The following is a 12,494-nucleotide window of genomic DNA, read 5'->3' on the forward strand; positions in this document are numbered from 1 at the left end:
GCAGCTCAGCGCCGGGTACGGGCCAGCTGGTCGAGCATAGCGTTGTAGGCGGCCAGATCGGAGTCGCCGTACTCGTCGTCCTTGCGGTCGGTGCGCGTCGCGGTGCGCCGATCCTGGGCCACCCACTGCGTGAGCAGAGCGCCCACTACGAGCAGGATCGGGATCTCACCGGAAACCCAGGCGATGCCACCGCCGACGCGCTGGTCGGCCAGAAGGTCGATCGGCCACTCCAACTGCAGATTGCGGTAGAAACGCAGGCCGACAACAGTATTCATCGACATCACGGCGACGCCGAAGAACGCGTGGAACGGCATTACCACGAACAACATGCCCAGCCGCCCCAGGTGCGGCAGTCTGCGCGGGCCGGGATCGATGCCGATGATGCCCCAGTAGAACAGGTAGCCGACGATCAGGAAGTGCACGTTCATCAGCACATGCCCCCAGTGGTAGCGGATCAGGTTCTCGAACAGCGGGCTGAAATACAGTCCGTACAGCGAGATCACGAACAGCGCGATCGCGGTGCCCGGGTAGGCCAGCACGGCGGTCGGCTTGGCGTGCAACAGCGCGAGCACCCATTCACGTGGCCCGTGCATCGCGCCGCGCCCGGCCGCCGGGACGGCTCGCAGCAGCAGCGTCACCGGGGCGCCGAGTACGAGCAGCACCGGAACGAACATATTGAGCGCCATGTGCGTGATCATGTGCATGCTGAACATCGCGAAGCCGTAGGTGCCGATGCCCGAGGAGGTGGCGATCAGCAGAGCCAGACAGCCGCCCACCCAGGATGCGGTCCGCCACCGTGACCAGTGGTCGCCGCGGCGACGCAGCCGCAGCACGCCGAGGATATACACCACGATTCCGGCGAGCGCCGCCGTGCCGAGCACGAGATCGAAGCGCCACAGCGTCATCAGTCGCCACAAGGTGGGCCGATCGGGCAGATCGAAGCCGAGAAGCACCTCTTGCGCTGTGCACGACCGGTCGACGAACGCGGGCGCGGGTTGCACGGCCATCACTACCAGCGCGCTGAGCGCTACCGCGGAAAATGCCCCACCACAGGCGATTACGAAAGCCGACCGCGCTTGCGGCACGCGCGTTCGGTACGCCGACCACAGCGTGCACCCGGTCGAGGCGAGCGCCGCCGCCGCGCCCAGACCGGCCCTGCCGTACCCGGTGGTGAACACAGCGGACCACGGCAATAGCACCATCGTGAGCACCAACCCGCTGAGTACTGCGGTCACCAGGCACAGCGCCCCGATGACGGCCGCACGCCGGACCGCGACGAGCACGTGCGATCCATCGCGCCGCACGTGATCTGCCACGCACCAGGTCAGCCCTGGCAGTACCGAGACGGCGACCTGGAAGAGGATCATCGCGCCGGTGCCGTAGTCGTGGTTCGGCCCTTCGCCCGCATTGCCGACCATCGCGGGCGGCAGCACGGCCACCGCCGCGAGCATGGTCAGCACGGCGGCCCCCGTCCAAGACAACGTCAGCCGCGCGCCGAGGCTCACCACGGCGGCCAGCGCCGCGACGACGATCCACGCGTCCGGTTTCTCGCTCGCATCGATCAGCGCACCGAGCGCACCGGTACGGACCAGAGCGGAAACGGTCAGCCCGCCCACATTCGCCGCCGTCACCGGTATCAACGCCAGCGCCGATACCAGCCAGACCAGGCCCGCGCGCTCGGCGAGTCGCAGGCCCGCGTACCCGTCGACCGTCATCCGCCCGGGTGCGGTGACCTGCGTGCAGCACACCGCGTAGACGAGGGCGCCGAGCGTCACCGCACCTGTGAGTGCTGCCACCGTCCGCAACAGCACATAGCCCAGCGCGTCCGCGAGCCCGGGATAGGCGGTGCCGGCCGCGTGATATGGAAACTCACCCATCGCGAGGACCGCCCCGACGACGAGCACGAACGACACCACCGCCGCGACCACCCGAACGAAGCCGACGTCCCAGCGATTCGCGTACACCGTGGCTCCACCCAACCTTCGAACAGAAAGTCTTGCTCTCCAATGGGAAAATAGCTCCCGCGCATTTGTCGGATCGGGCGAGCGAATAGTTCCCGCTCGCAGCGACGTCGAGGACGAGCGATCTACCGGGCCATGCGGGTGCGGAGGCGGAACTGAAGCGGCCTGCCACGCGACTACGTGAACTCAGGGCCGCTGCGGGGCGGCGTGGTTGGGAGGACGGCAGTGCAGACACGCCCGACGGTTCGGATGGACCGGCTGACAACAGTATCGGTGACCGGGGTGCTGACAGCGGCCATGGCTTTCTCGATGCTGCAGTTGTTCGTGCTCGGTGCCCTCGGCCCGCGGATTGTGCCGGATCTCGGGATGTCGACTACGAGATTGGGATTGACGACAACGATGGGATTCGGGACAGCGGCGCTGCTGTCGCCGCTGGCCGGTCGGGCGGTGGATCTGCTGGGTCCACGACGATGCCTGATTGCGTTACTGCAGATTGTCGCGGTCGCCCTCGGGCTGATCGCCGCAGCACCCGGATATGCGATTCTGCTGTTGGCTGTGGCGCTGGGTGGCATTCCGCAGGCATTGGCCAATCCCGCTACGAACAAAGCGATCGTGGCGGTGATCGCTCCGACCGACCGGGCAGGGGTAACCGGCACGAAGCAGTCCGGTGTTCAACTCGGCGCCATCGCGGCCGGATTGCCGCTGACCGCGCTGGCGGCTTCGGCGGGCTGGCGTCCGGCAGTGTGGGTGGCCGCGGGCATCGCGCTGCTGATCGCACTGTGGGTGTGGCGCACGCTGCCCGCCGACCCACCGCGACAAAGCCCTCAGGGCTCGGGCGTCGACGATGGGCAGCAGCAACGAGGTACCGACAGCGTGGTGCGCTGGCTGGCACTGTACTCAGTGTTCCTCGGCGCAGCCATGGCGTCGATCAACACCTACCTCGCGCTGTTCGGAGAACGAAGGCTCGGGCTCGGCGCCGCTGCCGCCGGAACACTTGTCGCCGTGCTCGGCGTAGCGGGCATCGCGGGACGCATCGGCTGGGCCCGTATCGCTGGAAACCCAAGTGCGGCAGTGGTACTGCCCGCGGGGTTGGCGGCCGGGTCCGCAGTTGCCGCTCTTCTGCTGGCTGCCGCCCCACTGGTCGACGGATTGGTGTGGGTCGCGGTGATCGCGGTGGGAATCTTCGGGATGGCGGGCAACGCCGTGTCCATGGTGCTGGTGATCCAGCGCTCCGCTCCCGGTCGCGCCGGACGAAACTCGGCGCTGGTTTCCGCGGGGTTTTTCGCTGGATTCGCGGCAGGGCCACCGCTTTTCGGCGCCACGGTACCGTCGATCGGATACAGCAGCGGCTGGCTGGTCGTCGCGGCGGAATTCGTCGTCGCGGCCACGGTCGCGGCGCTGTGGGCACTCCGCGATCGGGCCTCCGGAGATCGGTCGCCTGCATGACGTCGCCTACATGACAACGATGCACCGAATCCGCGGCTTCTACGGCGCGAGCCGGCTTTGTCATCGCTCGACACCAGCGACGCCGAGCCGGTCCGTGCGACCGTGCGAAATCCACGGTGGTCCAGCAGCGTGAAGGATTGGGCGCACGCTGCGCTCGATACCGTCCTGGAGCGCGCAGCAGGCACCCATGCCGCGGTCGGTACACGATTTCCGCTGTATGCCGACAGCACGTCGGGCGAATGGGTGACCACTTCGCGGGGATCCTGGACCGGCGGCTTCTGGGCCGGTTTGCTGTGGCTGCGCGCTTTACGTAGCGGCGAGCGCGCAGATCGGTCGGCTGCTACGGAAACAACGGCACGACTGGCTTCCTGGGTGAATACGGACACCTCCACACGAGGTCTGATCCTTTGGTATGGAACGGCACTGGCGTCCGGCCCGGGTAACGACACCGCCGCGGCAGCGCTTCGCGAGACGGCCGCACGGGCGTGCCTGGCAGACTTCGATCATGAACTCGGATTGCTGCCATGGGGTTCAGCGTTCGGTGGCCCGCGCCTCGTTGCCCGCGTGGACGGAGTTCCCGGCGTCGTGCCCTTGCTGGCCACAGGCAGGGAACCGGCAAGTTCGTCCGCCGCCCAGCGGCATCTGAACACCCACCTCACCCGGTGGCGCACGGCAGAAGCCGGCACTCCGGCGTGGGCCTGGGCCGATGACGCTTGGGTTCCCTGCGCACAACCGCGGCCAGGGTGGAGCCGCGGACGAGCTTGGCTCCTGCTCGCACTGGCCGACGCGTCTTGGTATCTGGATCCCGGGTACCTGCTCGACGCAGCGGCACTGACAGGGGCCGATCAGCCATTGGTGCCGCCTGCCGAGGACAACGCCGACGCGCCCGCGGACACCTCAGCCGCGGCGATCGAGGCGGTGGCTTTGCTCAAACTTGCCGCAGCGCAACAAATTCCGCGCTTCTCCTCGGCATTTCGGAGTAGGGCCACCAAGATTATCCGGCTTCTTGCGACGAGGTATCTGAGCGGCCCCGGCGAGCCCGAACCAACAGGCAGGTTGATGGGCGGCTGCTACGACTACGATCGCGGGCTGGCCACCACACACGAACTGATCTGGGGCGATTTCTTCTTCGCCTTGGCCCTGGCCATACAGACCGGGCTGGTGACTCCTTTCGATTCCTGAGGCGATCTCAGCGCAACACCGACCTGGCCACCGACTCGATGTGCAGTTCATCCGGACCATCGAGCAGGCGCGCCATCCGCCCCATCCGCAGCAGCCCGGGCAGCGCGGTGTCCGGACCCAGCCCAGCAGCCCCGTACACCTGCACAGCGGAATCGGCCACCTGCTGCAGTGTCCGAGCCGCGGCCACCTTGGCCAAACCGGATTCCACGCGAGCGTCATGGCCTGCGTCGATGAGTGCGGCCGCCTTGTGCACAAGGGGCCGGGTGGTTCGGATGGCCAGCAGCGACTCGAAAACATGCTGCTGAACCAGTTGCCGCTCGGCCAGCGTTCCCGATGACCGGGTCCGCGTCCTGGCTCGCGCGCACATCAGTTCATAGGCGCGCTGCGCCTGCCCGAGCCAGCGTAGGCAGCGCAGCGTCCGGCCGAGCTGCAGTCGCTGCCTCGCGATCGGCAACGCTCGCCCGCGCTCGCCGATGAGATGGTCTTGTGGCAGCCTGACCTCGTCCATAGCGATCTCCCACTGGCCGCCGACACCGAGAACCGGCAGCTCACGCACGAGCCGGAAGCCGGGAGTGTCGGTGGGCACCAGCAGCAACGAGAGCCCTTCTCGGTCGGGCGCCGCTCCGTCGGTTCGGGCCAGGACAGTGATCAGGTCGGCGTCCATGGCTCCGCTGACGAACCACTTGCGGCCGGACACCGTCCACGTCCCGTCCGGAGCAGAAGTCGCTCGAGTCGCCGTCAGGGTCGGGTCGGTGCCCGGTGTGTCGGGTTCGGTCATCGCGTAGGCGGCATGGAGTTCTCCGGAGACCAGCCGCTCGAGGTAAGTCTCCCGAATCCGCTCGCCGGCATGGCGCTGCAGCATCCGGACATCCAACAGTGACGCCGATCCGAGCGCCGTTGGGCCGTGATCACTGGCACCTTCCGCTTCGGCCAAACACACATACTCGGCGAAAGGCAGTCCTCGACCGCCCAGCTCGACCGGCAGCGGCAATGCCCACAGCCCCGCCGTGCGCGCGGCCGCGGCCAACCCGGACCGTGCGGTCTCGGCGGCGGCGCCTCCTGCGTCGAGGCGGGCTTCGTCAGGTATCACTCGTTCAGCCACAAAGGATTCCACCCGCTCCCGCAGCGACACGGAAGCCGCGGCAGCGGCCGGCACGCGGGTGTGAGATGCGAACGAGCCCATGGCTTCTCCTCGTCTGCCGGGAACTCGATGTCCCCGCGCTCCGACTGCTGTTGTCCGTGGGAGTGGTCGGAGGCGATCGCCACTGAGTTCCCGCGGCGGTCACTCTGTTCGAAAAGGGGAGCCATGACACTCGGCACTACACGGACCTCCGACAATCAACTGACGACGAAACCATTACAGGGGGTGCGGTTTCGCACCGGCGGCCCACCGGGACCGGTCTCGATTGCGACGCAGCATCTGCGGCTGCTCGGCGCTGAACCTTCCGAGGGCGATCTCGGCGTGGTAAACCGCACCGGCACCGACGGCGCGACGGTGGAGACTCACCTGTCTTGGAGCGGCGCCGACAGCGAGGTGTGTGACGAGGCGACCACGCAGGCGGCAGCGGGGCTGATGTTCGTGCATGGACGCCGTGACGCGGCGCCACGGGGACTGGCCGTCGACTACATCTCGACCGCAGCCGGTGTGCTCGGCGCTCAGGGCGTGCTGGCCGCACTCATCGGCCGTGCGCGGGGCAATTCAGTTGCCTCGGCGGATGTCTCGCTCGATCGCGTGGCGCTGTTGAGCATCTCGCAGTATCTCGCCGCGGCATGCGCGGACGACGACGAAGCCGGCCCGCTCGCGCCCGGTGGCCCACCGTTCACCACAGCCGACGGCATTCGATTCGAGCTCGAAGCGCTCGACGTCGCGGTGTGGGCAGACTTCTGGCGTGTCATGCGAGCGCCGATGGACGCAGTGGGAAAAGGCTGGCGGCCCTTTCAGTTCCGCTACGCCACCGCGTGTGCCCCGATTCCCGGCGAGTTGCACCACACCGCCATGACCCGCACGTGGGCGCAGGTGCAGGCAGCTGCGGTCGAGTCCGGCGCTGACGTCTGCCGGTTGCATACGCTCACCGAGCGAGCCGAGGAACTGCACCACGGCGCGGAATCCACGCTGCCGTGGGGGTTGACCCTGGGTTCGGCGAATCCCGCGACCGCGACGAGACGCGGACGATGTAGCACCGAACACCCGCTCGCCGGATTCACCGTGTTGGAAGCCGGGCGTCGAGTGCAGGCTCCGCTGGCCGCGCATCTATTAGGGTTGCTCGGCGCGACCGTCGTGCGTATCGAGCCCCCGGGTGGCGATCCACTGCGAGGCATGCCGCCCACCTGCTCGGACATCTCCGCACGCTGGCTGGCCCTCAACCGGGGCAAGGACGCGGTGGAAATCGACATCAAGTCCCCCGCTGACCGAAAACGGCTGTGCGAGTTGGCCACCGACGCTGACGTGTTCTTGCACAACTGGGCGCCGGGCAAGGCTGAGCAACTCGGACTCGACGCAGATACGCTGTCGGCGGCCAATCCCGGCCTGGTGTACGCCTACACCAGCGGCTGGGCGGGCCGGGTCACCGGTGCGCCGATGGGCACCGACTTCATGGTGCAGGCCAGGACCGCGGTCGGGGAGGCGGCCCGCCCGGTCGACGAACCGCCGGTACCGTCGCTGATGACGCTGCTGGATGTGCTCGGCGGCATGCTGGGCGCGGAGGCGATTCTCGCGGGACTGCTGGCACGCGAGCGCAGCGGCCGGGGTGTCCGTGTCGAATCCTCGCTACTTGCCGCCGCGCAGCTGCTCACCGCACCAGCTCTGAACCAGGCCCGCGATGGTCGCGCTCCGCGCCGCCCCGCCGGGTTCCGTCACCCATTGCCGACCGCCGACGGACTACTCACACCGGTCGATGACCATGCCGCAGCCGCTGCCGAGCACGCCGCACAGGTTCGTGCACTGTCCACCGACGACGCCGTCGCGATGCTTCGTGATCGGGGCATCGTCACCACCGCGGTGACAACCGATCTCACCGCCCTGCCCACCGATCCCCGCTTCGCGGGTGCCATGACCCGCGACGAGCACGGCGCCGTCGCGGTGGCGTCACCGTGGAGGTTCCGATGAGCGTCGCGTTACACGATCTGGTCCCCCGCAGGCTGCGCAGATCCTGGGCTGCCGACGGCAGCTACCCCGACTTGGACCTGTATTCGCTGTTCCGGGCACGCCGCTGTCAGGACCCGCACCGGACGGCGTTGTCGGACAGCGAAGGCGCGGTGTCCTATGCGCAACTGGACACCATGGCACGGCAGCTGGCCGCGGGGCTCGCTGCCCAAGGGATCGGTGCCGGCGATGTCGTCGGCGTTCAGCTCGCCAACTGTCGCGCGGCCGTGATCACGGACCTCGCTGTGGCGGCATTGGGCGCAGTCGCATTGCCATTCCCAGCCGGTCGTGGCATGCGGGAGGCAGAGTCGCTGCTGCGGCGCGCCCAGGCCGTGGGTGTGCTGGCCGCCGCAGAGTTCCGCGGACACACCCATGCCGCCGATCTCGCGCAGTTGCTCGGCCGGCTGCCGATGTTGCGTTTCGTCGCCGCGGTCGGCGCCGATCCGGTACCGGATCGCTGTGTGTCGTTCGCCGGACTGTTCCGTGGTGAAGGGCAGGACTTCGTGCCCGCTCGCCCCGATCCGGACGCGGCGGCTCGCATTCTGGTCTCCTCCGGGTCGGAGTCGGAGCCGAAAATGGTCGCCTACTCCCACAACGCGCTCGCCGGCGGCCGCGGCAACTTCATGGCCTCGCTCTTGACCAACGGCCGCCCGCCATACAGCCTGTTCCTCGTGCCCCTCGCCACGGCATTCGGCAGCAACGGCACGGCCGTCACGCTGGCCAGGCATGGGGGCGCGCTGATTCTGCTCGACCATTTCGCGCCGCTGGAAGCGTTGGCAGCCATCGAACGACATCGTCCGACCCACGTGCTCGGAGTCCCGACCATGGTTCGGATGATGCTGGAGCATGGCGCGGCGCAGACGGACACCTCGTCGCTGACGGCGCTGATCCTGGGTGGTTCGCAACTCGACGCCACCACCGCCCAGGAGGCACAGCGAGCTTTCGGATGCTCGGTGGTGAACCTCTACGGTTCGGCCGACGGCGTGAACTGCCACACCGACATCGCCGATATCGACACGGAGACAACCACTTCCGGAGTTCTGGTCGGGCGACCGGACCCGCACGTCGCGCAGATCCGAATCGATCGGGTCGACACCGGACAGATCGCGGCGCCGGGCCAAACCGGAGAAATAGTCGCCCGTGGTCCGATGACGCCACTGTGCTACGTCGGGGACCCACAGCTGGACGCGCGCTACCGCACCAGCGACGGATGGGTACGCACCGGCGATCTCGGCGTTCTCGACCCCGCAGGCCGCTTGCATGTGGTCGGGCGGCTCAAGGAGATCGTCATCCGCGGTGGCGCGAACATCAGCCCCGCCGAGGTGGAGCGCGTGCTCGCCACGCATCCCGATGTCCGCGATGTGACGTGTATCGGTGTCCCGCACGAGGTGCTTGGTGAACGTCTGGCCGCCTGTGTCGTTCCACGGCCGGGCAGCGTGCCCGACCTCGAGCGGCTGTGTGCTCACTTGGCGGCCAACGGCATGGAGCGTGGCAAACATCCCGAGTCGCTCCTGCTGCTCGACGCCCTACCGTTGACACCAGCCGGTAAACCAGACCGAGCGGTTCTGCAAGCAAAGCTGACTGCGTCCGTGCGCTGAAGATGCCGCGGGGCAGCTGTTTTCCCAACTGCCCCGCTACCATCCTTGGCGGTCAGGCTCCGGACAACGCCTTCTTCAGCGTGGTCGCGGCGTCCCGGTAGACGGACAGAAGATCCTCATCCTGGCTGGGATAGTTCACGATCGGCACCTGCTTGACGTCGGCGTCCGGAAGGACAGTTCCGGTGGACATGTGCGCGTTGTCGAGCACGAACTGCGGTTTCTTCGCCGCGAGCTCGACCAACTGACCGGGAGTGACCGCTTCGGGGCCGTACGTGCCCAGAATCCGCGCACCGGCCAGGTCGGCAGCCCAGGTCGAAAAGACCTGGGCGACAGCGGTCGGCTGCGTGCCACCGGGCCACGCCGACCGGACGTCGCCGCTGAGTTTCTCGTACTCGGTGCTGAACGTCGCGGTCCATGCCTGCGCCGCCGCACTGGTGCCGAAACGCTGGCCGAGCGCCTGCACCTGGGCTTTCACTTTCTCCGCGGAATTGTCGAGGTCGACTTCGATCAGTTCGGCCTTCGATCCCGCGGCTTCCTCGATCTTGGCTGCGAACGGTTCGAACGGCGCGTAGAGCACGAAGTCCGCCTCTGCCACGGCGGTCAGGTCGGAGGGCTTGGGATCGTAGTCGGGGGCATGATGTACCGACGGTGGCACGATGACTTTCACCTCTTCGGCGCCTGCGGCTTTGGCGAACGCGGCCTCCCAGGTGGTGGTGGCCACGACCCTCGGATGGGCGTGTCCGTGGTCGTGGGTGTGCTCGCTCGCGGAACTCGAACATCCGCCGAGCAGGACACTTGCTGCCACGACCACGCTCGTCGTCACCGTGATACCGGCGGTCAATGGTCGGAAGCGCGCCATGGGATGTTTCTCCGTTCAGGGATCAGATGAGCCGCGAAGGCGACTGCCCCCGCGGTGAGGACCAGAACCGGCCCGGGGGGAAGGTCGAAGGCCAGCGCCAGCAGAAATCCGACGAGATTCACGGCAATGCCGATACCGATGGCCCAGAAGAGGATCGGGGTCAGCGAGTTCCCCAGTCGGCGAGCAGTCAAGGCGGGCAGCAGCGTGAGCGCATCGACCAGAAGCGCACCGGTGAGCCGAATCGCTCCGGCCACCGCTACCGCGATCAAAACGAGCAGGACCAGGGTGAGCCGCCGCACCGCCACACCGGCGACCAACGCCAGTTCGCGATCATGCAGCAGCAGCGCGAGATCCCGCCTCCGCCACCAGAACAGCGCGGGCACCGCCACCGCCAACACAGCCAACACAACCACGTCCTGAACACGGACCGCGAGAATGGAACCCCAGAGCAGCGAAAAGGCCGCCGAGGCGTTCACTCCCGCCACCGCCAACACCAGAAGTGCTGCGGCAACGGCCGAACTCATCAGCAAACCCATCGCGCCGGACAAGGTCTCCGGTGTCCGTGCCAGTGGGCTGATCGCAGCCCCCGCGACCGCGCACGCGATCAGCCCGCACAGCGCCGGATCCACACCGGTCAACATCCCGACCGCGGCACCGAGCAGCGCGACGTGCATCATCGCGAACCGGACCGGAATGATGTCCAGCCCCACGATCGCGACACCGATCACCGGCAGCCCGACCGAGCCGAACAGCAACGCCACCCCGGCGCGCTGCACCGACGCCATCCCGAGCAGATCGGCCACTTGCGCAGGCCCGTTCACGACACCTCCCGCAACCGGCCTGCGGCCATCTCCAACACGCGGTCACAGCGACGTGCCAGCGCCCGGTCATGGGTAACCACGATGAGGGTGACAGGCAACTCCGCGAGCACCTCGGCGGCTTCCTCCTGGCCCGCGAAATCGAGTGCGGCCGTGGGTTCGTCGGCCAGGACGATCCCTGCGCCTGCCGCGACACACCCGACCGCACGGGCGAGATGCATGCGCTGCAGCTGCCCTCCCGAGAGCGTGTCGAGTGGTCGCGTCAGCAACCCGCCGACACCCAACCGCGTCGCCATCGCTTGCGCGTGCCGAGCGTCGCCACTGCTGGCCAAGAGCTCACCGGCCAGCAGCGGAAAACGGCCCGCCGCAGGTCGCTGCGGAATCCACGCGCATACCCGACGACGCCACGAATAGTCCGCCGTCGCGCGGCCACCACGGCCGCCGATGGCGATCTCGCCGTGCACGGCCGTGTGCAGACCGATCACCGCGCGCAGCAGAGTTGTCTTGCCGGAACCGTTCGTGCCGGTCAATGCGACTCGCTGGCCGCAGGTAACCTCGAGGTCGACTTCGCTGACCACGTCCACGCGCCCGTGCCGGCACGACACCTCCGTCAACCGCAGATCCAGCCCCACCATCACCCCACCTCCTTATGGGTCGCCACGCGCGCGCCGAGCGGTGTCCCGGGGAGTAGTCGCACAGCCGCCTCGATCGGTTCCCCGGAATAGTCACCCTCCCGTCCCGATACCTCGATCCCTTTCACCACCGCGACAAGGGTTTCGCGGGCGCGGGCCACCCGCGAGCGGATCGTGCCGACCGGACAACCCACTGTCTGCGCCGCCTCCGCATAGGACATGCCCAGTACCTGGGTCAGGACGAACGCCTCCCGTCGATCCTGCGGCAGGCCGCACAGCAGGTCATTCAGTGCGACCTCCTCGGAGAAGTCCGGTGCGCGCCGATCGGGACGCTGGTCGAGGGTCTGCGACCAATCGGGCACGTGCGCGCTCTTCGGACGTGCGGCCACGTTGCGGAACCGGTCGACGACAACGCGACGAGCGATCGACAACAGCCAAGTGCGCGCCGTCGATCTCCCGGCGAAACGCGGCAGACTACCCATGGCCCGCAGGAACGTCTCCTGGGTCAGGTCGTCGGCGGACTGGACATCGGTGAGGTGAGCGACGAAACGCCACACATCACGCTGGGTCGATCGAATGAAGTCTTCCAACGCATTTCGGTCACCTGCACCGGCCGACAATGCCAGCGCGGTCAATTGTTCGTCGGACATGAGCGACCTCCACATCGACACATCCGACATACCGAAAAGCGCCCGGCGCTTCGAAGCATTCGAGGAAAAGGGGATAGAGAATACATTTCGCACAATCTCGGCTCGCGACACCACAGCGCGGCGGTGTCGAATAGACCGGCAGTCGGACGTGCGCAGTGCGCATACCAGCGCAGTGCGGGCCCGACAACCGCTGGACAAGAAAAGCC

At 67.7% G+C, this 12,494-nt stretch carries 10 protein-coding genes; 4 read left to right on the forward strand and 6 right to left on the reverse strand.

Annotated features, from left to right (window positions below; all coding sequences use genetic code 11):
• Window positions 1–5: 5 nt before the first annotated feature.
• Window positions 6–1,964, reverse strand: coding sequence for a cytochrome c oxidase assembly protein (locus tag OHB12_RS16390; protein ID WP_327120459.1), 1,959 nt, complete (start codon window positions 1,962–1,964; stop codon window positions 6–8).
• 222 nt (window positions 1,965–2,186) lie between these two features.
• Here OHB12_RS16390 and OHB12_RS16395 point away from each other — a divergent pair, with 222 nt between their 5' ends.
• Both OHB12_RS16395 and OHB12_RS16400 read left to right on the forward strand, forming a co-directional pair.
• A complete protein-coding gene (locus tag OHB12_RS16395) occupies window positions 2,187–3,407 on the forward strand; it encodes an MFS transporter (protein WP_327120461.1) in 1,221 nt (406 codons plus the stop codon).
• Window positions 3,408–3,464: 57 nt separating this feature from the next.
• A complete protein-coding gene (locus OHB12_RS16400; RefSeq protein ID WP_327120463.1) occupies window positions 3,465–4,589 on the forward strand; it encodes a hypothetical protein in 1,125 nt (374 codons plus the stop codon).
• Window positions 4,590–4,596: 7 nt separating this feature from the next.
• Here OHB12_RS16400 and OHB12_RS16405 read toward each other — a convergent pair whose 3' ends face one another.
• Complete coding sequence (locus tag OHB12_RS16405) at window positions 4,597–5,772, reverse strand: acyl-CoA dehydrogenase family protein (protein ID WP_327120465.1); 1,176 nt, start codon at window positions 5,770–5,772, stop codon at window positions 4,597–4,599.
• A 123-nt stretch (window positions 5,773–5,895) separates the two neighbouring features.
• On the opposite strand from OHB12_RS16405, the gene OHB12_RS16410 reads away from it, so the two are divergent.
• Both OHB12_RS16410 and OHB12_RS16415 read left to right on the forward strand, forming a co-directional pair.
• The gene (locus OHB12_RS16410) at window positions 5,896–7,695 is read left to right on the forward strand and encodes a CoA transferase (RefSeq protein WP_327120467.1); all 1,800 of its coding nucleotides are present in this window, start codon (window positions 5,896–5,898) and stop codon (window positions 7,693–7,695) included.
• A complete protein-coding gene (locus OHB12_RS16415) occupies window positions 7,692–9,329 on the forward strand; it encodes a class I adenylate-forming enzyme family protein (protein WP_327120469.1) in 1,638 nt (545 codons plus the stop codon). Before OHB12_RS16410 ends, OHB12_RS16415 begins: the two co-directional genes overlap by 4 nt.
• 52 nt (window positions 9,330–9,381) lie before the next feature.
• On the opposite strand, the gene OHB12_RS16420 is transcribed toward OHB12_RS16415, so the two are convergent.
• The 4 genes from OHB12_RS16420 to sigC are packed head-to-tail and all read right to left on the reverse strand — an operon-like array spanning window position 9,382 to window position 12,288.
• Entirely contained in the window at window positions 9,382–10,134 is a 753-nt protein-coding gene (locus OHB12_RS16420; protein WP_327120471.1) for a metal ABC transporter solute-binding protein, Zn/Mn family, read from the reverse strand.
• A 32-nt stretch (window positions 10,135–10,166) separates the two neighbouring features.
• Window positions 10,167–11,009: a metal ABC transporter permease gene (locus tag OHB12_RS16425; protein ID WP_327120473.1), complete on the reverse strand. Its 843-nt coding sequence runs from the start codon at window positions 11,007–11,009 to the stop codon at window positions 10,167–10,169.
• Window positions 11,006–11,641 carry an ABC transporter ATP-binding protein gene (locus OHB12_RS16430; RefSeq protein ID WP_327120475.1) on the reverse strand — a complete coding sequence of 212 codons (636 nt, stop codon included), beginning with the start codon at window positions 11,639–11,641 and terminating at the stop codon, window positions 11,006–11,008. Before OHB12_RS16430 ends, OHB12_RS16425 begins: the two co-directional genes overlap by 4 nt.
• Window positions 11,641–12,288, reverse strand: coding sequence for an RNA polymerase sigma factor SigC (gene sigC / locus OHB12_RS16435; RefSeq protein WP_327120477.1), 648 nt, complete (start codon window positions 12,286–12,288; stop codon window positions 11,641–11,643). Before sigC ends, OHB12_RS16430 begins: the two co-directional genes overlap by 1 nt.
• Between the last annotated feature and the right edge of the window lie 206 nt (window positions 12,289–12,494).

Source organism: Nocardia sp. NBC_01730, from assembly GCF_035920445.1.
Taxonomy (GTDB): Bacteria; Actinomycetota; Actinomycetes; order Mycobacteriales; family Mycobacteriaceae; genus Nocardia.

What these genes read in the sequence shown, in the direction of transcription:
- OHB12_RS16415 (WP_327120469.1), top strand. Translation starts at nt 7,692, where the DNA reads ATGAGCGTCGCGTTACACGATCTGGTCCCCCGCAGGCTGCGCAGATCC.
- OHB12_RS16405 (WP_327120465.1), bottom strand. Translation starts at nt 5,772, where the DNA reads ATGGGCTCGTTCGCATCTCACACCCGCGTGCCGGCCGCTGCCGCGGCT.
- OHB12_RS16430 (WP_327120475.1), bottom strand. Translation starts at nt 11,641, where the DNA reads ATGGTGGGGCTGGATCTGCGGTTGACGGAGGTGTCGTGCCGGCACGGG.
- OHB12_RS16410 (WP_327120467.1), top strand. Translation starts at nt 5,896, where the DNA reads ATGACACTCGGCACTACACGGACCTCCGACAATCAACTGACGACGAAA.
- sigC (WP_327120477.1), bottom strand. Translation starts at nt 12,288, where the DNA reads ATGTCCGACGAACAATTGACCGCGCTGGCATTGTCGGCCGGTGCAGGT.